This is a genomic window from Sorangium sp. So ce119 (assembly GCF_051524405.1).
GTDB lineage: Bacteria > Myxococcota_A > Polyangia > Polyangiales > Polyangiaceae > Sorangium > Sorangium cellulosum_G.
In genome coordinates this window covers 290,809-312,392 of record NZ_CP150310.1, presented here as the reverse complement: position 1 = coordinate 312,392, position 21,584 = coordinate 290,809, and the positions used below count along the sequence as shown (strand labels likewise).

The 21,584-nt window shown below is 72.5% G+C and carries 11 protein-coding genes; 3 read left to right on the top strand and 8 right to left on the bottom strand.

The window, feature by feature from the left end; genetic code table 11:
• The first annotated feature begins 207 nt into the window (after positions 1–207).
• The gene (locus tag WME76_RS01255) at positions 208–5,994 is read left to right on the top strand and encodes an nSTAND1 domain-containing NTPase (RefSeq protein WP_437958400.1); all 5,787 of its coding nucleotides are present in this window, start codon (positions 208–210) and stop codon (positions 5,992–5,994) included.
• 886 nt (positions 5,995–6,880) lie between these two features.
• Here WME76_RS01255 and WME76_RS01250 read toward each other — a convergent pair.
• The 3 genes from WME76_RS01250 to WME76_RS01240 all read right to left on the bottom strand — a co-directional run bounded on the left by WME76_RS01250 (position 6,881) and on the right by WME76_RS01240 (position 9,743).
• Positions 6,881–7,174, bottom strand: a complete 294-nt coding sequence (locus WME76_RS01250) for a hypothetical protein (protein WP_437958399.1) — start codon at positions 7,172–7,174, stop codon at positions 6,881–6,883.
• 41 nt (positions 7,175–7,215) lie between these two features.
• Positions 7,216–8,352, bottom strand: a complete 1,137-nt coding sequence (locus WME76_RS01245; protein WP_437958398.1) for a trans-sulfuration enzyme family protein — start codon at positions 8,350–8,352, stop codon at positions 7,216–7,218.
• Positions 8,353–8,465: 113 nt separating this feature from the next.
• Positions 8,466–9,743, bottom strand: coding sequence for a hypothetical protein (locus WME76_RS01240; protein ID WP_437958397.1), 1,278 nt, complete (start codon positions 9,741–9,743; stop codon positions 8,466–8,468).
• A 394-nt stretch (positions 9,744–10,137) separates the two neighbouring features.
• On the opposite strand from WME76_RS01240, the gene WME76_RS01235 reads away from it, so the two are divergent.
• Complete coding sequence (locus WME76_RS01235; protein WP_437958396.1) at positions 10,138–11,277, top strand: DUF3500 domain-containing protein; 1,140 nt, start codon at positions 10,138–10,140, stop codon at positions 11,275–11,277.
• Between the two features lie 345 nt (positions 11,278–11,622).
• On the opposite strand, the gene WME76_RS01230 is transcribed toward WME76_RS01235, so the two are convergent.
• From WME76_RS01230 to WME76_RS01215, 4 genes are all read right to left on the bottom strand, one after another.
• Positions 11,623–12,720, bottom strand: coding sequence for a metallophosphoesterase family protein (locus WME76_RS01230; RefSeq protein WP_437958395.1), 1,098 nt, complete (start codon positions 12,718–12,720; stop codon positions 11,623–11,625).
• A 2-nt stretch (positions 12,721–12,722) separates the two neighbouring features.
• Entirely contained in the window at positions 12,723–13,910 is a 1,188-nt protein-coding gene (locus tag WME76_RS01225) for a hypothetical protein (RefSeq protein ID WP_437958394.1), read from the bottom strand.
• 182 nt (positions 13,911–14,092) lie between these two features.
• Positions 14,093–15,217 (bottom strand): Gfo/Idh/MocA family protein, encoded by a 1,125-nt coding sequence (locus WME76_RS01220; RefSeq protein ID WP_437958393.1) that lies wholly within the window; start codon positions 15,215–15,217, stop codon positions 14,093–14,095.
• Positions 15,218–15,469: 252 nt separating this feature from the next.
• Entirely contained in the window at positions 15,470–17,203 is a 1,734-nt protein-coding gene (locus WME76_RS01215; RefSeq protein ID WP_437958392.1) for a hypothetical protein, read from the bottom strand.
• A gap of 765 nt (positions 17,204–17,968) precedes the next feature.
• Here WME76_RS01215 and WME76_RS01210 point away from each other — a divergent pair.
• Positions 17,969–20,458 (top strand): PAS domain-containing protein, encoded by a 2,490-nt coding sequence (locus tag WME76_RS01210; RefSeq protein WP_437958391.1) that lies wholly within the window; start codon positions 17,969–17,971, stop codon positions 20,456–20,458.
• A gap of 33 nt (positions 20,459–20,491) precedes the next feature.
• On the opposite strand, the gene WME76_RS01205 is transcribed toward WME76_RS01210, so the two are convergent.
• Complete coding sequence (locus WME76_RS01205) at positions 20,492–21,406, bottom strand: MBL fold metallo-hydrolase (RefSeq protein WP_437958390.1); 915 nt, start codon at positions 21,404–21,406, stop codon at positions 20,492–20,494.
• Between the last annotated feature and the right edge of the window lie 178 nt (positions 21,407–21,584).

The window sequence follows — 21,584 nt, the reverse complement described above, 5'->3', positions numbered from 1 at the left end:
ACCGGACGAGGCGCGGAGATCGCTCTACAGATGAACCAATGAGGCAGCGAGGCTGGCTGCCCGAGCGCCGGGCCGGCCACCTCGTCGAGCCCTCCCGCAGGCGCGGGGCGGGCTCGACCGACGGGATCGCCGGGTGGACGGCGTCGAGCCGTGATGCGGGCGTTCCGGCGGAAGCTGCCGCGCGAGCCGGCTGCGACCGGAGGGGCCATGACGAAACAGGAGACCCTCGCTCCAAGGACGGTGTTCCAGGGCCGCTACGAGATCCTCTCTTCGCCCGAGGAGACCGCCCTCGCTGCGGTCTATCACGGGCGGCAGCTCGAGGGCGGGCAGCCGGTCGTCCTCGAGGTCGTGCGCCTCTTGTCGGAAGGGATCTCCGCGGACGTCGCGCGACGCCGCCGCGCCCACTTCCTGCGGGAGATGCGCCGCTACGCGCGGCTCGGCCACCCCTGCATCGCCCGGCTGATCGACGCGGGGCAGACGGACGAGGGGCAGCTCTATGCGATCTTCGAGCGCGTCCCCGGGCAGAGCCTGGCCGAGCTGCTGTCGGCGCAGGGCGCGCTCGATCCCCGGGAGGCGCGGCGCCTGATGAGGCAGGTCCTCGACGCGCTCGCCTGCGCGCATCGACAGGGCATGGTCCACGGGGACGTCAGGCCCGCCCACGTGATGGTCGTGCCCTCGGGGGCAGAGCGGAGCGCGATGCTGTTCGGCTTCGGCTTCGGCTTGGTCGCCGCCTCGGGAGCGCACGTCGGCGAGGGCGGCACGCACGTCTCCGGCACCGGGATCGTCGGCTCGCAGGCCTACGCGGCGCCCGAGCAGCGCCGGGGATTCCCGCCCACCGCGCGCTCGGACCTGTACGCCTGGGGCCTCGTGTTCCTCGAGTGCCTCACGGGAAGCCGGCTCGGCTGCGGGATGTCCCCGGACGGAGACGCTCTCCCTCCGGAGGGCGGTGAGCCCGTCCGGATCCCTCGCGCGCTCCTCGATCACCCGCTCGGCGCTGTCTTGCGGTCGGCGACGACCGAGGACTTCGCGGCGCGGGACGTCACGGCCGAGGGCCTGCTGTGCGAGCTCGACGCTTGCTCGGTCGAGGGGCTCCGCAGGGAGGACCTGATCCTGAAGGACGCCCCGATCGGCGCCGGAGGGACGAGAAGAGAGGAGGCCGCGGGCGGCGACCTGACCGCCCCGGGGCGAGGCGCGGCGACCCATCCTGACGAACCGGGCGCGCCCGAGATCTCCAGCGAGGAGGTCCCGCTCACGCTCACGCTGCCGGACGTCTCTGCCAGCCCGACCCCCGGCGGGCGAACGCACGGCGCGGCGCCTCCCCGGACCGGTGATGCGCAGAGGCCAGCGGAGCCCGTTGCAGCCCACGTGCGCCCGAGGGCAGGCGACGTCATCAAGCATTACGAGATCATCCGCAAGCTGGGCCAGGGCGGCATGGGGGTCGTGTACCTGGCGCGCGACATGACGCTCGGCCGCCTGGTCGCGATCAAGTTCCTCCCCGGCCACGCCGGGCAGAACGCCGAGCGCTCGCTGGACGAGGCGCAGGCCACGGCGCGCTGCAGGCACGAGAACATCGTGGTGATCCACGAGATCGACGAGATCGATGGATGTCCCTACCTCGTGCTCGAGTACATCAAGGGTCGCTCGCTGCGCGAATGGATGGCCCAGGGCGAGCGCCCCGGCGCGCCCGGGTCGCCGGCCGCCCCTGCGCCGCCTGGCCCGAGGCCGGCCGGCGTCGTGATCGAGATCATGATCCCTGTCGTTCGCGCGCTCGTGTGCGCGCACGATCTCGGGATCGTGCACCGCGATCTCAAGCCGGAGAACGTCCGCCTGGACGACGCCGGATGCATCAAGGTGCTCGATTTCGGCCTCGCCAAGCGGCTCGACCCGAGCATCGTCCCGTCGCGCGCGAGCGCGCGGGCGGCGCTCGCCGGAGGCGCCGGCCGGCGCCGGAGGAGCACGTTCACCGGCACGCCGGCCTACATGGCGCCCGAGCAACTGCTGGGCAGCGACGTCGATGGTCGCACCGACCTCTGGGCCGCGGGCATCCTCCTGCACGAGCTGCTCACGGGCGACCATCCGCTGTGCCCGTTCTCGCTCGCGCGGCTCTCGGAGATCGCGGACCTCGAGCTCCCCATGCCCAGCGTGAGCGAGCGGCATCCGGAGCTGGGTGCGCTCGGCGCCCTCGTCGATCGCTGCCTCAAGAAGCGCAAGGCAGAGCGCATCGGCTCGGCCAGGGAGCTCCTCGCCGAGCTCGAGGCGCTCGTGCCTGGCCGCGGGACACTCCGGCTGGGCGAGGACGAGAGCCCGTTCCCCGGCCTGTCCGCCTTCCAGGAGGCGGACGCTGCGCGCTTCTTCGGCCGCGATCGCGAGATCGCCGCCGTGGCGCCGCGGCTGCGCAGCGAGCAGCTCCTGGTCATCGCCGGGCCCTCGGGGGCGGGCAAGTCGTCGTTCGTGCGCGCGGGCGTGCTCCCCGCCTTGAAAGGGTCCGGGGACCGCTGGGAGGCGTTCGTCCTGCGGCCCGGGCGCCGGCCGCTGTCTGCCCTCGCCGATGTGCTCGCACAGGTCGCCGAGGCGGAGCGCGCGAGCGGGGCGACGGCGCGGAGCGACGCGACGGCGGGCTCGCCCGAGCTCCCCGATCACGACGTGCTGGTCGCCACCTTGCGCGCGCAGCCGGGATACCTGGGCGCACGGCTGCGCGCGCGCTGCCGGCGTGAGGGGGCGGATCGCCGTATCCTGCTCTTCGTCGACCAGTTCGAGGAGCTCTATACGCTCGGCGCCCCCGAGGAGCTGGCGGTGTTCATCTCCTGTCTGGAGGGCGCGGCCGACGACGCCTCGTCGCCCCTGCGCGTCCTGCTCGCCGTCCGCTCGGACTTCCTCGAGCGCATGGCCGAGGACCACGCGTTCATCAGCGACGTGACCCGCGGGCTCTGGTTCTTGCCGCCGATGGGGCGCGCTGGCCTGCGCGAAGCCTTGATGACGCCGCTCGAGGCGGCCGGGGTTCGCTTCGAGACCGCCGAGATGGTCGAGCACATGCTGGGCGCGCTCGAGGGCACGCGGAGCCCGCTGCCGCTCTTGCAATTCACGGCAGCGAAGCTGTGGGAGCGGCGCGATCGCGCGCGCCGGCTGCTGACGCGAGACAGCTACGAGCAGCTCGGCGGCGTCGCCGGTGCCCTCTCCGCCCATGCGGACGCGGTGCTCCTGGCGATGTCCTCGCGCGAGCAGCGGCTGGCCCGGGCCGTGCTCCTGCGCCTTGTCACGCCCGAGCGCACGCGCGCGGTGGTGAGCCTGGGCGAGCTCCGCGAAGCGGCGCAGGGCGGCGGAGGGAGCGCCGGCGACGCGGTCGCGCAGGTGATCCAGCGCCTGGCCGGCGCGCGGCTCCTGCTCATCGAAGCGGGCGACGACGAGACAGGCTGCGCGCGCGATCGCACGAAGGTGGAGCTGGTCCACGAGTCGTTGATCGACAGGTGGCCCAGGCTCGGGCAGTGGCTCGCCGAGAGCGAGCGAGATGCGCAGTTCCTGGCCCGGCTGCGGGCGGCGGCCCAGCAATGGGAGGCGAGCGGCGAGGCCGCGGGGCTGCTCTGGCGCGATCGCGCCGCGGAGGACGCCCGGCAATGGCGTGAGCGCCGGCGCGCCGAGCAGGGAGCCGCCTTTCGAGTCGGGCTCGGCGACCGCGAGGAGCGGTACATGCTGGCCGTCGTGGCCCTCCACGAGCGAGCGCGGCGCCTGCGGCGGCGGCTCACCGCGGGCGTCATCGCCGCGCTCTGCGCGGTCGCGCTCGTCGTGTCAGGCCTGGCGATCCGCGCCAGCCAGCAGGCCACGCGCGCCAATCAGCAAGCCACGCGCGCCGACGAGGAGGCGACGCGCGCGCAGGCCGAGGCCCGGGAGGCGCGCAACGCCACCCGCATGGCCACGGCCCGCGAGATGCAAGCCGATCCCACGACCGTGCTGGCGATCGTGCGCGAGGTCGAGCCGCCCAACCCGCCGCGAGGGTGGGCCACCCTGGCGCGGTCGGCGCTGACCAGCGGTGTTTCGCGCGCTGTGCTCAGCCATCCGGATCTCGTCATGCAGGCGGGCTATAGCCCCGACGGCAAGCGCATCGTCACTGCGTGCGCGGACACGACTGCGCGGGTCTGGAACGCCGATGGCACGGACGAGCCCGTGGTCCTTCGCGGCCACGGCGATCGGGTCAGTTCGGCGGCCTTCAGCCCCGACGGCAAGCGCGTCGTCACCGCATCGTCCGACAAGACCGCTCGGGTGTGGAACGCCGACGGCACGGGCGAGCCCGTGGTCCTCCGCGGCCACCGGAAGGCGGTCCGGTGGGCGGCGTTCAGCCCGGATGGCAAGCGCATCGTCACCACGTCCTTTGACAGGACCCTGCGCGTCTGGAGCGCCGACGGCAGCGGCGAGCCTGTGGTACTTCGCGGCCACGAGGAGGTGCCCTACTCGGCGGCGTTCAGCCCCGATGGAAAGCGCATTGTCACCGCGTCCTATGACCGGACCGCGAGGGTCTGGAACGCCGACGGCAGCGGCGAGCCCCTGATCCTTCGCGGTCACAAGGACGGGCTCTACTCGGCGGCGTTCAGCCCCGATGGCAAGCGCATTGTCACTGCGTCCTGGGACCGAACCGCGCGGGTCTGGAATGCCGACGGCAGCGGCGAGCCCCTGATCCTTCGCGGTCACAAGGACGGGCTCTACTCAGCGGCGTTCAGCCCCGATGGCAAGCGCATTGTCACTGCGTCCTGGGACCGAACCGCGCGGGTCTGGAATGCCGACGGCAGCGGCGAGCCCATGGTGCTTGGTGGTCACGAAGACGGCGTGTGTTCGGCGGCGTTCAGCCCCGATGGCAAGCGCATCGTCACCGCGTCCTACGACAGGACCGCCCGGACATGGGATGTCGATGGCACGGGCGAGCCCCTGATCCTTCGCGGTCACAAGGACATGGTTTTCTCGGCGGCGTTCAGCCCCGATGGCAAGCGCATCGTCACCGCGTCCTTCGACAGGACCGCGCGGGTTTGGAATGCGGATGGCAGGGGTGAGGCACTGGTCCTCCGCGGTCACGTGGATGAGGTCCATTCCGCGGCGTTCGGCCCCGATGGCGAGCGCATCGTCACCGCGTCCGACGACAGGACCGCGCGGGTGTGGAACGCCGATGGCAAGGGCAGGCCTCTGGTCCTCCGCGGCCACGAGGAGGCGCTCACTTCGGCGGCCTTCAGTCCAGATGGCAAGCGCATCGTCACCGCGTCCCGGGACAGGACCGTGCGGGTATGGAATGCCGACGGCTCGAGCAAGCCGCTGGTCCTTCTAGGGCACGAGGAGGCGGTCGAATCAGCGGCGTTCAGCCCCGACGGCAAGCGCATCGTCACCACGTCACGGGACCGTACAGCGCGGGTCTGGAATGCAGACGGCACCGGTGAGGCCCTGGTCCTCCGGGGTCACCAGAGCTGGGTCTCCTCGGCGGCGTTCAGCCCCGACGGCAAGCGCATCGTCACCACGTCACGGGACCGTACAGCGCGGGTCTGGAACGCAGACGGCACCGGCGAGCCTCTGATCCTAAGGGGTCACGAGCACTGGGTGCTCTCGGCCGCGTTCAGCCCCGATGGCAAGCGCATCGTCACCGCGTCCCAGGACAAGACGACGCGCGTGTGGAATGCCGATGGGACGGGGGAGCCCCTCGTCCTCCGCGGCTTCGACTCCCCGGTCAACGACGCGGCGTTCAGCCCCGATGGCAAGCGCATCGTCACCGCTTCCGACGACAAGGTCGTGCGGGTGTGGTCCGACCTCGAACCGCTCCGCGGCGCCGACGACCCGAAGCTGTGGACCGCGACCACCTACTGCATGCCCATCGCTCAAAGGATCGACCTGTTCCGCGTGCCCGAAGCCATGGCCCGCGCGAACCGGGAATCCTGCCTGCGCCATGTCGAGCTGGCTCGCGCCGCTGCCACGGAGACCCCGCCCGACCCGGCGGGTCCTTCAGGCGCCTCGGAGAACCGGTGACGAACACACCCCGCTGCCCGCCCCGCCCGCATCCATCCTGTTTCGTCCACGCCGCTCGACCGCCGGGACGGCAGCGGCGGACTCACGCACAGGAGCCATGTCGGCGCCGCCAGCGTCGCAATCCTGCGCCGCTGCATTCCGGGCGTGTCCTTGCGATCTGCTGCGCCCGGTCGACGCCGACGCGCGTGGTCGTCGAGGGCGGGGCCGCGCTCGCGTTCGGCCCCGAGTATCCAGCCTCCGTGACCATGACGCTCGATCCCGTGATCGATCCGCGCTGCTGCTGCGACCCGCTCGGAACCGCCGTCACCATCGATGAGATCAGCGCCGTCCAGGGGGCAATCACCGTGACGCAGACGGGGCCCACGACGCTCGTCGTCGACGTGCTCGAGGAGGGGACGTCGTCCTTCGAGGTGTCCGGCGTGCTCGCGGTGCCGGTCGGCGGCCTCGACCTCTGTTCCGCGTACGACGACACCCGTGAGCTCCCGGTCACCTGGTTCATGACCGTCCGGGCCGAGCGGCCGCGCTGGCGGCTCGAAGCTCCCGCGGAGTGCGGCGGGCGCACCGTCATCCAGTCGAACCGCCCTCTCCCGATCACCGCGGTGGCCCTCGACGCGCTGGGCGAGCCCTTCTATCCACAGAACGTCGAGCACCCGGCCGTCACCGCGGTCGGCTCGGGCGTGGGGCTCCGGGTGCCCGAGGGGGGCGCGCCTTCCGACATCGTCGCGACCGGGGACGGCAAGGTCGTGATCACCGCCACCGAGGACGGCGCATCTCATGAGATCTCGGTGATCCCCGCCGCCCGCATCGACGCGATGGACGTCGCGTTCGCGCTCCCCGGCGTCGCGGGAACCGGCGTGGTCCTGACGGACGGCGACACGCATGATGACTACGGGCGCACCGGGAACCGGGTGATGCCCGTGATCTCCGGGCTCTCATCCGCCGGTGACCTGCTGTGCAGCGAGGCGAGGACCGAGGACTTCGAGGTGACCTCGCTGACGCCGGAGACCTGCGCCGTCGATGGGCCCTTCTGCGAGAGCGGCCTCGTGCTCCCACGGGGAGACGTGCTGACGCGCTCCGCGGAGGTCATCGCCGACGGGGTCTGCGCGGTGCGCGTGGAGGCGCCGGCGTTCGCCGGCGGGGCGGGCCTCGGCGCGGAGATCTCCGTGACCCTCCTGAACATCGACGGAATGATCGACCTGACACCCTGGCTGGGCCGGACCGTCAGCCCGCCCGGAGCGCCTCGTCGAGGTCGGCCCAGAGGTCGTCGACCGACTCGAGGCCGATCGAGAGCCGCAGCAGGTTCGGCGGCGCCAGCGTCCCCGGGCCCTCGACGGTCGCCCGGTGCTCGATCAGGCTCTCGACGCCGCCGAGCGACGTCGCGCGGAGGAAGACCTTCACGCGGCCCGCGACGCGGAGCGCGTCCTCGGCGCCGCCCTGCACGAGCAGCGAGAGCATCGACCCGAAGCCGCCCATCATCTGCCGCGCCGCGATCGGGTGACCGGGGTGCGCCTCGAGCCCCGGATACAGCACCCGCTCGACGCGCGCGTGGCCCGCGAGGCGCCGGGCGAGCTCCAGCGCGGTGGCGCTCGCCCGCTCCACGCGCACGAAGAGCGTCCGCATGCCGCGCAGCAGGAGCCACGCCTCGAACGGGCCGGGGACGGCGCCCTGCATGCGGCGGACGTGGCGGATGCGCTGCCATGCCTCGTCGTCGCGCGCGGTCGCGAGCGCGCCGGCGAGCACGTCGCTGTGGCCGTTCAGCGCCTTGGTCGCCGCGTGCATCACCAGGTCGGCGCCGAGGGCGAGCGGCCGCGTGTGCACGGGCGTGGCGACGGTCGAGTCGACGGCGAGCCGCGCGCCGCCCGCGCGCGCGATCTCCGCCGCGGCCGCGATGTCGACCACGTCCCACGTGGGGTTCGCGGGCGTCTCGATCCAGACGAGGGACGTCGGGCCGCGCTGGACGGCCGCGCGGAGCGCGTCGAGGTCCGTCGCGTCGACGAGCTCGAGGTCGACATTCCACGTCGCGCACCACTCGGTCATCCAGAGGCGGAGGCCGCTGTACATCGCCCGCGAGGCGACGAGGCGCGCGCCCGGCCGCGCCAGCGCCTGCACCGCGGCGGTCGCGGCCGCCATGCCCGACGCGAACAGGCGCGCGTCGGCGCCGCCCTCGAGGGCCGCGAGGAGCTCCTCGGGCGCGCGGAACGTCGGGTTGTCGTCGCGCGTGTACTCGTGCGCTGCGGGCAGGCGGTACCCCTCGTCGCGCGCGTACGTCGTGCTCGCGTGGAGCGGCGGCACGACCGCGCCGGTCGCTTCGTCGATGGAGTGGCGTGCCTGCGCGGCGATCGTCTCGGGAGAGGTCATGGGCGCGATGCTAGCGCGGACGCCGGCGCGCGCGGTCGCCGGCGATGCGCGGCGTCATCCGCCGCGCCGCGCTCGTCCGGATGCGCTCGGGGCGCCCTCGTCGTCCCGGCCTTTCATTTGGCCAGCATGCGCACCGAGGGCGGCGACCCCTCGGCGCGGGCCGTCGTCCAGTAGATGGCGCGGCAGTCCTGCGCGACGCCCAGCGCGTACGTGCTGTCGGCGAGCAGCTCCGGCGCGCCGCCCGAGAGGCGCACGCGCCGGAGCTGCTCGCCGCCGGCGCCGAAGTAGTAAACGAAGGCCGAGTCGGCCAGGATCCTGCTGGGGTAACCCGCCGCCGCGAGCACCCCTGCGCCGGATCCGTCCTTGTTCGCGGCGTAGATATCGCCGGCGGCGACCCAGTAGATGCGATCGCCCACCGTGATGTCCCCCGGCCTCTCGTCGCTGCCGACGCGGATCGACGCGACGAGCTCGGGCGCGCTGGGCTCGCCGAGCGCCATCCGCTGCACCGAGATCTGCGTCGCGCCGAGCTCCATCTCGCTCCAGTAGAGATGGGTGGAGTCCAGCGCGAGGCCTCCCACGTAGGCGTCCTTGTCGAGCACCGGCAGGCCATTCTGGTCGGCCTGATCGGCCCGCGCCGCCCAGATACGGTGTGGGGCGTCCGGCGCGTCGGGCGCATCGTCCTCCTGGAACGTCTCGGTGACCCAGTAGAGCCAGCCGTTGCTTGCCACGGGCTGCCAGCCGCGCGACGCCCCCTCGGCGGTCGCGACCGTCGGGACCGTGATGTTCCCTTGAAGCGGCACCCGCCGCACGTCTGGCAAGTTCCAGTCGGTGATGAACAGCGAGCTCCCGTCGCGCGCGAGCATCGTCACGGTGGAGTCCAGGACCACCAGCGGCTCGGTCAAGCCGCCGACCGCCTTCTGGGTCGCGAAGACCGTGCCTCCGTAGCCGCTGCCCCAGAGCACGCGCGCGCCGTCCCCTTCCCCCTCGACGGCGATGCCGATCGTCTCGTGCTCCTCGGCGACCGTGGTCGTGAGGATGACTGGCGCGCACTTGCCCTGATCGCACTTGCCGCCGAGGCAGCTCCTGCCGGGGACACAGCAGTTCTCCTCATCGGAGAGGTAATCGTGGTCGCCGTCGGCGGCATGGCACCCTTCCGGCGCGCGCGCGGTGAACGGCTCCGCCGGGCACGCCCACGGGTCTCCCCCGGCCTCGCCGTTCCCGGCGGCGCCCCCGCTACCGCCGGCGGCCCCGCTCCCGCCGGCCCCTCCGGCGCCGGTCAGCGCGGGGTCCGCGGAGGGTTTTCCGTCGGGGATCCCCCAGATCGCATTGCAGCCCAGCGCGGTGCTCAAGGCAGCGCACACGGCGAGAGACATCGATTCGCTCGATCGCATCGCGGTACTCTACCGCCGCGCGCCGCCGGACAGACGAGCCGGCAGCACGCCGCTGGTTTTCATTGGCGCGAGAATCATCCACTGCGACGCGACCCATCACCCGACCCGGGTTGGCCTCGGCCCGCAACGGGTTCGTCTGCCGGTGTGGCGCTCTGGGTACGGCGCTCTGGTGGAGGCTTGCAAAAAGGACGTGCCAGCGACGTCTCGCCTGCCAAGAAACGTGGATGCTCCAGCCAGCCCTTGACGGACCTCGCTTGCCGGTCCGCCATTCCTCCTGGAGAGCAGCGTGAGCTCAAGAATCGGTCGGCGATCTGAAGAGCCCGCCCTCACACCTCGACCCTGCGGGAGCTCATCCGGACCGGGCGCGCGGATTGCTACCATCCTGGCGCTCGTGATGGCGATCTCGTGCAACAGCATGCGACCCCAGGAGGGCCGACGCAGCGAGCCCGCGGCGGCCTCGAGCAGCCAGCCTGCGCCGGCGGACCTGGCCGCCGGGCACGGCGCTCCGCCGGCGCCATCGGCACCTGCGGGGCCTCCGGGCCTCGCGTCTCCCCCGGGCGCCGCTGCGGGGCGCACCACGGCCGAGGCGATCGCGGCGTCCGCGGGCGCCTTCCTGGAGGGTCTCGATCAGGGGTCGCGCGGCCTCGCGCAGCTCGCGTTCGAGGGCAGCGAGCGCGAGGACTGGCACTACGTCCCGCGCCGTCGCGCCGGCCTGGCGCTCGGGGACATGGACGACCGCGAGCGCGGCGCCGCGCACGCGCTGCTCCGGGCGGGGCTGAGCCCGGAGGGGTATCGCAAGCTGGAGGGCGTCCTGTTGCTCGAGGGCATCCTCGGCGGCATCGAGGGCAGCCCGGCGTTCCGCGACCCGGGTCGCTATCACGTCGCCGTCTTCGGTCAGCCCGGGCGCCAGGACCCCTGGGGTCTTCGCTTCGAGGGTCACCACATCTCGCTCAACTTCACGTCGGCGGGACATGCCGTGGCCACGACACCGGCGTTCCTGGGCGCCAACCCGGCCGAGGTGCCCTCGGGCCCCCGGAAGGGCCTGCGTGTGCTCGCGGTCGAGGAGGATCTCGGCCGCGCCTTCCTGGCCTCCCTCACCCCCGCGCAGCGTCAGCGCGCGGTGATCGCCCCGACGGCGCCGCTCGACCTCGTCACCGCGGCCTCCCGCCGCGCCGCGCTGCCGGGCTTCGACGGCCTGCCCGCCGCCGAGATGACCCCGGCCCAGCGGGCCGCGCTGGTACGCCTCCTGGAGGTCTACGCCCGCAACTTCCCGGACGACGTCGCCCACGGGCACCTCCACCGCATCGAGCGCGCCGGCGTGGAGCGGCTGCACTTCGCCTGGGCGGGCAGCGCCGCGCCGAAGCAGTCGCATTACTACCGGATCCACGGCCCCACGCACCTGATCGAGTACGACAACCGCGGCGGCGATCACATCCACACGGTGTTCCGCGATCTGCAGGACGACTTCGGCGACAGCCTCCTCGCGCGTCACCTCCAGGAGGGCCACGGCGCTCCCGCCGGCCGGCGGCCCTGACGCGGCGTCCTCGCGGTGCGTCGCTGGTTCTGAGATGGGGGAGAGATTGAACCACAGAGGCACAGAGGGCACAGAGGAGAGAGGGAGAGATAGAGAGGGAGATGAGAAATCTCACTCTCTTTCTCTCCTCTGTGCCCTCTGTGCCTCTGTGGTTCAAATTCTCATGAACCAGGAACGAGCTTGAGCAACCCGGAGCCAGGCCGCGCGAGCGCCAGCAGATCAGCTTACAGGCGGCGATCAGCCGCAGCACCTCCGGCGGCAGGTCGATCACCTCCTGGAACGTGACCGCTCCCCTGCGCGCCTCCGCACCGCCGCCGCCGTCCGACAGCGGTCTCCGCCTGCGGCTCAGTCCACGCGGACGACGGCGACCTGCGAGATCCTGCCGGGAGGCTCGACGTCGACGGTGACGAAATGGCGCCCGATGCCGTCGAGCCGCTCGGGGATGGCGCCGCCGCCGCCCGAGATGTACGCGGGGATCCCCGCGTTCTCGAACGCGTAGAACGAGTGGATGTGGCCGTAGAACGTGAGATCCACGCGCCCGTCGGCGAGCATCGTGAGCAGCTTGTTCGCCTCGGCCCGGCTCGCGAAGGCGCCGTTGCGGGAGCCCACCGGATCGAGCGGCGCGAGGTGCATCGTGACCACGTGCAACAGATCCCGCCCCTCGGTGAGCCAGCCGGAGAGCCACCCGTAGGCGAGCGGATCGATCGTCGCGCTCGCCGAGTCCAGCATCGTGAAATGCACGCCCCGGAACACGAAGCGGAAGTTCCCGCGGCCAAACCACTCGTGGTACAGATCGTCCCGCGTGCCGAGCTCGTGGTTGCCGAGCGTCGCATAGCAGGGGAACGCGAGGGTCTTCATCTCGCGCTGGAACCGCTCGAGCTGCTCGGGCGAGCCCCGCGAGGTGAGATCGCCGCTGATGAGCGCGAAGCGCACGCCCTCGGTCTCGTTCATCTTCGCGTAGATGTCCTGCACGCGGTCGATGTCCTCCTGGACATCGGCGAAGACCGCGAACCGCCACGGCTCGATCCGCGCCGCGTCCGGCGGGCGCAGCGAGAGCGTGGCCTCGGCGCCCGGCGGCAGGGCGAACCGGAACGTGCGCTGGGTCGGAAAGGGCGCCTCGACGAGCTCCACGGGCACGCGCTCGCCGCCGACGTCGGCCGAGAGCTCCGCGTCGGCGAGCAGGTTCTCGATCGTGACCGTCCACGGCCCGCCCGCAGCGTCGGTGAGGCGGACCGAGAGCACAGGCGCGCTCGCCCAGAGCGAGAGCTCGCCCGGCGCGAGGCGGCGGATCGCCGCGAGCCCCTCGTCCACGACGACGCGCGCCTCGCCAAGAGAGGCCTTCCCCACCTCCAGATCGCGCCGCGCGCGGCCCTCGGCCACGTCGAGGCAGGAGAGCGCGAGCGGCGCGGTGAGGGCGAGGAGCACGAGGAGCGGGCCTCTCATGATCATGGCGATCCTCCGGGGCGCAGGAGCAACGACAGGCGCCCGACGTACGCGGAGCCCGCCTGCACCTCGGCGAGCACGCCCCAGCCGGGCGAGGCATAGACCCGGCCCTGAAGGCCGAGGTGACCTGGCACGCCGCTGCCGAGGCCGGTGATCTTGGCGCCGGCCGCATACCCGTCGTGCCGGTGCTCGTAAACCACCTTGGCCTCGCCGCGAGGATACCCCTCGTGCCCAAGGTACATCCCGAAGGCGAAATGCGGGGTCAAGAGCTCGTTCCCCTCGAGCGGCCGGCGGCCGTTGCGATAGGCCTCCACCCCGATCCCCCAGCCCATCTCCGCGAACGAGCCCCGCAGCGTCGGACCGATGTGGGCGAGATCGAGCCGGCCCTGGAGCGTGACCTCGCCGGTGGTGATCGAGAAGCCGTCGGAGGTGTAGCGGTGGTGTGTGAGCGCGGCCTCGAGCTCGAGGAACGAGCCGTCCGCCGCGCGCGGGCCGTCCGGCGTGCCGGGGCCGAGGAAGCGATAGGCGGTCTCGACGCGCAGGCGCGCGTTGTCGTCGTTCAGGGCAAACCAGCCAGCGCCGGAGAGCCGGAGTGAGCGCAGGCGCAGATCCATGCCCGGCACCACGAAGGTTCGGTAAGCGAACGTGGGGTCGTGGACGTAGGCCAGGCCGAGCTGCGTCTCGACCCAGGGCAGCGCGGAAGGAGGGCTGCCCGTGCCGCCCTCCGGGGCGAGCACGCCATAGAGGTCCGCGAGGAGCGTGATCCCGAACAGGCCCGCGCCCGTCACCGTGGTGAGCACGATCGGAGCGATGACGCGCCGCGAAGCCCCGGTGACCGCCGCGCCCGCGAGCCCACCGATCATGAGCCCGGTCCCCGCGCCGCCGAGCGCCAGGAGGGACACGCCCGTGCGCCCCTCGCCCAGGAGAAAGTGCCCGGTGCCGTGCACGAGGAGCCCGGGAATCACCGCGCCGGTCGCGGCGAGGGCGCGCCGCCGGGGTGAGATCGCTGGCCCCTTTGTCGCCGCGCTCGCGGCCGTCGCGCTCGCCGGCGCCGCGCTCGACGCGGCAGCGGGCACGGCCATGGCTGGCGAGACCGGTGCGTCGTTGGCTTCGTCGGCCTGGGCCGGCGCGGCCGAGAGGAGCGCGAGCAGGGCGATAAGGTGGCCTGTCGTACGCGGGGGCCTCAGCATCGAGCTCTTCGTGGAAGGCGCCTACCGTGGCACGGCCGCGCGGACTTTGCACGCCTCGCGTGGGCCTCTCGCGCGACGCGACCAGCGCATGCCGGGCCGATCCCGCGCTCTTCGGGCCGATCCAGCGCTCTTGTGGGACAGACACCTTGCGACGGGAGGCGCCGCTCAGGCGCTGGTCCCGATCACTGCTCCGAGGGCGACGGGGCCTTCACCGGCTCCGGCGGGTCGACCGGAGGCTTCTTGATGCTCTGGCTCATCCCGGGCCGCTGGTCCCGCTGGAAGGGGGGAATCGCCTCGGCCCTCCCGCTCGCGGCCGAGTCCTGGATCGCGAGCATCACCCGCACGTCCGCGAACCCTTCGAGCCCCGAGGGCTCCGGCTCCCTGTCCTCGAGGATGCACCGCGAGAAATAGACGAGCTCCGGGGCGAACTGGTCGCGACCCTTGAAGGTCTTCTCCTCGGTCTTCCCGCCGACCGTCAGGTAGTGCTTGATATCGGACGAGTAATCGAAGGCCGGCTCCACGCGGAGCTCGCCCTCGGTGCCCGCGATGCGGAACGACGACACGCTCGCGAGCCCCTGGCTCACGGTGAACTGGGCGACGGCGCCGCTCGGGAAGCGCAGGATGGCCGAGGTGGTCTCGTCGACGTCCTCGGCGCGCCGCGCGTCGAGCTGCAGGCTGACGGCGAGCGCCTCGCTCGGCTCCTCGCGGAAGAGGTAGCGCGCGGCGTTGACGCAGTAGACACCCAGGTCGAACAGCGCGCCGCCTCCCTGCTCGCTCCGGGTGCGGATGTCGCCGGGGCGCACCACGTGCGTGAACAGGGAGGTGAAGGCGCGCACCTCGCCGAGCTTGCCCGAGCGGGCGATCTCGACGGCCTGCAGGTTCCCCTCCTCGAAGTGCAGGCGGTAGGCGATCATCAGCTTCACGCCGCGGTCCTTCGTGGCGCGGATCATCGCCTCGCAGTCCTCCTCGGTCATGGCCATGGGCTTCTCGCAGAGCACGTGGACCCCCACCGCCGCGGCGCGCTCGGTGTACTCGCGGTGCATCGTGTTCGGCAGGGCGATGTACACCGCGTCGACCCGCGCGCGCTTCAGGACGTCCTCGAGCTCGTCGTAGCCGCCGAGCTCCGCGACGCCGTAGCGCTCGCCGAGCGCCGCGCGCTTCTCGGCGTCGCCCGAGACGATCGCGACGAGCTCGGAGTTCTCGGCGGCGTTCTTGAAGGCCGGCAGCACGGCGACCTGCGCGATGTTGCCCGCCCCCACGACGGCATAGCGGATCTTCCTGGTCTCGTTCGACGCGGTCCTGGCCATGGCTCCTCCGTACGCGGGCAAACCGCGTTCCCGGGAAGCATGGAGAGATGCCCCCTCGCGTCAACCGGCGCGGCCTCCGTGCCACCCTGCGCCCCCGCGCGCCGGTCACCGCGTCCCCTCACGCTCCGCCAGCGCCAGTACGCGCTCGCCGTGCGACCAGGAGCACGGCCGTCGGGTCGCCGAGGGGCTCGGCATCCGGGCCGGCCCGGGGGCAGCTGCGCGCTGGCCCCGGGCCGGCCTCCGGCACTGGACCTAGGCCCGCCGGCGCCGCCGCGCGAGCGCGAGGCCGGCGATCGCCGCGAACGCGGCGACTCCGCCGCCCGGGCCCGCCGAGCCGCCGGCGCTGCACCCGGCCGCGGCCGACGCGCCGTCGCCGGCGAGGTCGGTCGCCTCGTCGAGGCCCGACAGGTCCGGCAGCGCGTCGGGCTCGAGGCGATTCGGCCGCGCCGGGCGCTCGAGCTCCTCCCCGGCGATCGGCGCGATCACGACCTCCTGGAACTCGCCCAGGCTCGTCGGGCCGGCGCGCAGCGCCTCACCGGGAAGATCGATGACCTCGGCCGCCTCGCGCGCGACCCGGAACAGCGTGTCGCCGATCGTCACGTGCCAGCCCTCGTCGAACCAGCGCGCGTGCCCGAGATCGCTGCCGATCTCCGCGGGCGCTTCGCCCGGGACGCCGATGTAGCGCCTGCCGCCGTTGAGGAACACCACCTCGCCGCTGTCGCTGATGCCGTCGTGGCCGACCCGGAGCTTCTGCTGGTCGAACAGGCTCGACACCTCGAAGCTGCTGATCTGGTGCTGCTCGCCGTCCGAGGTCCGCAGCCACACCTGGTTGACCTCTCCGTCGCTCCTCAGGAACGCGGCGTGCCCCGCGTGCAGGAGCAGCCCGGCGGAGTTGCCCGAGATCGAGTCGCCGAGGAACACCTCCTCGCCGTTCGCCGTGTACAGGTAGCTGGAGCTCGTCGTCCCGTCCCACCAGCGCCCGGCGATGTTCGTCCCGTCGGCGATCGGCCGCTGGAGGTAACCGGGGTGATCCCCGATCCTGCTCACGAGCAGCCGGCGAATCCACGGCTGCTCGTACGTGGCGTAGTACACGTCGCCGGAGGCCGTGATGTCGGCCTGGAACGGCGTCGTGCCGCCCGGCCTGTTCCAGATGCTCTGGTTGAGCCCCGTCGACAGCGTGTGCAGGTACGCCCTGTCCTCGTTCTGCGCGGTCCACACGAGCAGATCGCCGTTCACCGCGTCGAGCCGCCCCCGCGCGATCCTGGTCACCACGCCGTCGACCGACGCGAAGATGTGGGTCGTCGCCGACTGGACCACGAAGCCCGAGGGCGTGAGCGCGCCGTAGCTCGGGCTGCTCCCGGCCGGATCCGGCGGGATGCGCAGGAGCAAGCTCACCTCCTCCGTGGCGCGATCGACGATGCCGACCCGATAAAAGCGATCGAGGAACAGGATCCGCGTGGCGTCGACATCGAGGATGACGCCCGGGGCGCGCTGGACCGCGGTCAGGCTCGGGCTCCGCTCGATGTAAATGGGCCCGTAGGTCGTCGTGAAATCGGAGCCGGCACCGCTGTTGCCGGTGAGCGTGACGGTGAGCTCCTCCCCCGACTCGAACGCCGGGAACGGGCGTGTCAGGAGCATCAACGTCCCCGGCGGCGAGCTCTCCGTGCGATGGCTGCAGGCGCTCGCCGTGTGCGTCCGGCCCCGGACCTCGACGCAGAGGCTCTGGCACTCGAGGGGCGGCGCCGCGAGGCACCTCGCGTCGAGCGGCACGTTCCCGGACACGACGCCGTGCGGCCCCGGGGTCGACAGCCAGAGGAGCGGCGTCACCGCGTCGCCGGACCGCTCCATGGTCCTCTCCACCGTCGAGCCGTCGCCGAACAGGTCGTACGCGCGGATCGTGAGCACGTGAGGGCCGTGGGCGAGGTCGCGGATGTCGAACCTCCCCTCGTAGTGGTCGTCGCCCACCGGCGATAACTTGACCGTCACCCCCTCGAGCTCCGCCTCGACCCGGTAGATGCCCTCGTACGAGGTCGCGCGGACACGCACGACCAGCGTGTCGCCCGCCACGATCAGATCGCCCCGGGGCGCGCTGGCGCCGTCCGACGCCTGGACATCTTCGATCGTCACCTCTGCCTGGGCGGCCGCGGCCGAGAGCGACACCAGCGATGCGAGCGCAATGCTGATCAACGTACGAGAATCACGCATGAGTCCTCCAGTGGTGGCAGCTTGGATGCGGCGACAGGCCGCCGTATTCACGTCGACCCCGGCCACGGCTCTGCGCGATGTCCTGGAGCAACGCGAGCACAACCGGAAGCCGGGCCCGCCGCACTGTCGCGAACCCCGCAATCACGTTATCCCGCTTACCACATATCCGAACCCGCCGGCTCCCCGTGCGCGCCGCGAACTCCGGGTTCAGCGACGCATAACGCGGCTCCTGCCGCGCTGCCGCAGCGCGAACCGTCGACGTGGATTAACGCTCTCACTGTAACGGCCGTATTTTTCCTTCTGCACGAATGTCGTGCAGTCGTGTGGCACCGGAGGGTCGGGAAGACCCTTCAAGGGTGGGGGAGCACGAATTCGACAGGGATCGCGCCGGGCCGGCGCCGGGCGCGGGCAGCCGAGCGAACCGACGTGCGGCGCGAAGGCCCGTGTTACGCTCGCCTCGCGCTCACCCGGACCGGGTCGAGCAGCGCGAGGGGCCGAGTGAACAGCGACGACAGACGGCGTGGAGCCGGACGGGGCGGACCGTCCATGCGCGGACGGCGCGGCGCGGCGCCGGGCGACGCGCTGGCCCGCGCCGTGGCCGACGCGTCGCTGGCCCTCTCGCGCGCCGCCGAGGACGCGGGCGCGCTGCGGAGGGCCATCGCGGCGGCGGCGGCGCGCGCCCTCCGCGTCGAGATCGCATGTCTCTTCGACGTCTTGCAGGAGCCGCGCGCGCTCGCGCTCGTCGCCGCCGAGGGCGACCAGGGGGCCGCGATGAGCGCGCTCCAGCGCCTGCCGCTGGACGCCGAGTGCCTCGCGGCGGCGGCCGCGCGCAGGGGGGCCGTGCAGGTCGCGCCCGAGGGCGACGGCGCCGCGGCGCTGCTCGACGTGGCTCACCTCCGCGCGCACCGCGGCTGCTCGCACGCGCTCGCGATCCCGCTCGCCTTCGCGGGCGACCTGCGCGCGGTGCTGCTCTGCGCCGCGGCGCGGCCGGCCCTGCCGCTGGCCGAGGCGCTCGAGATCGCCGGCGCCCTGTCGGTCCTCTTCGGCATGGCGCTCGCCGCCGCCGCGGCGCGCGCGCTGGGCGCGCGGGTCGGGGAGCTCGAGCGGGAGAGGATGGCGCTCGAGCGCTCGCGCGAGCAGCTCGACGCCACGATCGCGGAGGCCCGACGGACCGAGGAGGCGCTCCGGCTCAGGGGGGAGAGCTTCGCCCGCGCGCAGAAGATCGCCAGGCTGGCCAACTGGGACTGGCGCATCGTGAGGAACGAGCTGGTCTGGTCCGAAGAGAGCTATCGCATGCTGGGGCTAGCCGGCGACTCCGGCCCGATCACGTACGAGGCGTTCCTCGAGCGCGTCCACCCGGACGACCGCGCCGGGCTGATGCGCGCCGTCGATCTCGCGCTGCACGGGGCCGAGCCGTACCGCGTCGATTACCGGATCATCCGCCCGGACGGCGAGGAGCGCTTCATCCACACCGTGGCCGACGTGCAGCGCGCCGAGGACGGAACCCCGACCCGGATGATCGGCACGGCCCTCGACGTGACCGAGCAGCGGCGGGCGGAGGACGCCCTCCGGCTCAGCGAGGCGCGCCTGCGGCTCATCGCGGAGCACGCGAGCGACGTCATCTTCCGCATGCGGCTCGGCCCCGAGGGAGGCTACGAGTACATCAACCCCGCCGTCGTCGAGCACACCGGCTATCCGCCCGAGGCCTGGTACGAGAACCCCCGGCTCTTCCTCTCGCTGGTCCACCCCGAGGACACCGGGCTTTATCACGAGTTCGTCGAGCGCATGGCCGCCGCCGGCGGGCGGCTCACGTTCCGGATCATCGACCGGAGCGGCCGGGTCCGGTGGGTCGCGACCCACGTTACGATCGAGCGCGACGAGAGCGGAAAGCCGCTCACCGCGATCGGGATCTCGCGCGACGTCACCGCGGAGAAGCTCGCCGACGAGGAGCGAGAGCGCCTCGTCGAGCAGCTCGCGGCCGAGCGGACGTGGCTCAACACGGTCATCGAGCGCACGCCGGTCGGCATCGTCCTGCTCGACCCGACCGGCCAGCAGATCACCTGGAACCACCGCGCCCAGGAGCTCGCCCGGACGACCTCGCCGGACGAGCTGGGCGGCGCGTCGTGCCTGTGCCTCTCGGACGGGCAGCCGCTCTCCCCCGAGGAGTGCCCGGCGATGCGCGCGCTGCGGGGCGAGGTCACGACCGCGAGGGAGCTCTCGCTGCGGCGCGCCCACGGCAGCGCCCTGGCGGTGCTCATGAGCGCCGGGCCGATCGTCGACGCCAACGGGAGGCTGCTCGGCGCCGTCCTCGCGTTCGAGGACATCACGCGGCTGAAGGAGCTCGAGCGGCTCAAGGAGGAGTGGACGTCGGTCGTCGCGCACGATCTGAAGCAGCCCGTGACCACGATCATCGGCTATGCGGCGCAGATCGAGCGGAGGCCCCAGCTCGCCGACGCGGCGAAGGTCAGGGCAGGCCACATCCTGGCGAGCGCGAGGCGGCTCGGGCGGATGGTCTCCGATCTCACGGACATCTCCCGCATCGAGTCGCGGCGGCTCGCGATCGAGCGCGGCCCCGTCGACCTGCCGGCGCTCGTGCAGGCCGTCGTGGAGCGGACGGGGAGCGAGACCGAGGGGCACCCGGTCGACGTCGAGGTCCGGGGCGAGATCCCGGTCGTGGCCGCGGACGCGGGGCGCATGGAGCAGGTCCTCAGCAACCTCCTCTCGAACGCGGCGAAATACGGAGATCCGGAGACGCGGATCCAGGTGCGGCTGGAGCGGCGCGGCGACGCGGTGGTCACGTCGATCTGGAACAGGGGCCGCGGGATCCCGCCCGACGAGCTGCCGTTCCTGTTCGAGCGGTTCTTCCGGGGCAAGGCGCGGGAGGCGCGCGTCATCGGCCTCGGCCTCGGCCTGTACATCGCGAAGGGCCTCATCGAGGCGCACGGCGGCCAGATCTGGGCCGAGAGCCCGGGCGACGGCCACACCGCGTTCCATTTCACGCTGCCGCTCGTGCGGGGTGACGCGGCCAGCGCCTGATCGAGGGCTGCCCGGCCCCCGGAGAGCGGAGCGTCATGCGCGGGACGGGCTCTGAACGCCTCCTGGGACGGGGTAGGACGGCTCGGGTACGTTCTCCCGGTCGCCCGCGGGCACGGCGTGGCTCCGGCCGGTGAGGCGCTCGAACTCCACGACATCGTGGGAGCACACGAGGGTCACCTCGCGGCCGCTCTCCTGCCGCAGCGCGCGCAGCCGGCGCTGGTTCTCGAGCCGCGCGGCGCGGTCCTTCTCCATCATGACTTGATAGAAGCGCAGGCCCGGCGTGCAGCGCGGGCGCGCCGGGTCCATCTCGCGATGATAGAAGTAGGCGTCGCCGGCGAGGAGCAGCCAGCCGCCGTCGCTCCGGACGGCCACGCCGGCGTGCCCGAGGGTGTGACCGACGAGCGGGACGAACAGCACCTCTTCCTTCAGGCCGCCCACCGCCCGCGCGCCCTCGAAGCCGAACCATCGCTCACCGCCGTCCGAGGGATACGCGATCCAGCTCGCCTGCGTCGACCACTGGGCGGGCCGGTAACGCATGCGGTCGAGGAGCGTCCGCCGCGCGAACGCGGCGTCGCGCTCGTCCGCGAGCAGGTGGACCTCGGCGGAGGGGAAGTCGTCGAGGCCGCCGGCGTGGTCGAAATCGAGGTGGGTGAGCACGATGTGGCGGACGTCCTCGGGTCGGAAGCCGAGCCGCTGGATCTGGCGGTGCGCCGTCATCTCGGCCCGGAGCTCCGGCCGCACGAGGAACAGGAAGAACCGGCTCAACCGCTTTCTGGCCATCGAGACGTCCAGCAAGCCGAGCCCGGTGTCCACGAGGACGAGGCCGCTGTCCGTCTCGAGGAGCAGGCAGTGGCACGTCAGCCTTCCTCGGAGCCCGAGCGTCTGCCCATCCATCAGCGCGCCGCCGATCGGGCAGGTCGAGATGCAGTTGAGATGATGGATTCGCATGCGCTCCTCTCGTGGCCGCCCGGCCTGGGCAGCCGCTGGACGGACCCGCGCCGGAGCGGGCGCACCGCGTATCCTGCGCTCCCCGGCCTCGAGGATCGCAGGGAGTGCACAGCGCATGCCGGTTGTGGGCGCCACGCCCGCTGAGCAGGGGGTGGATGAGAGGCGCGAGGAGAGGACG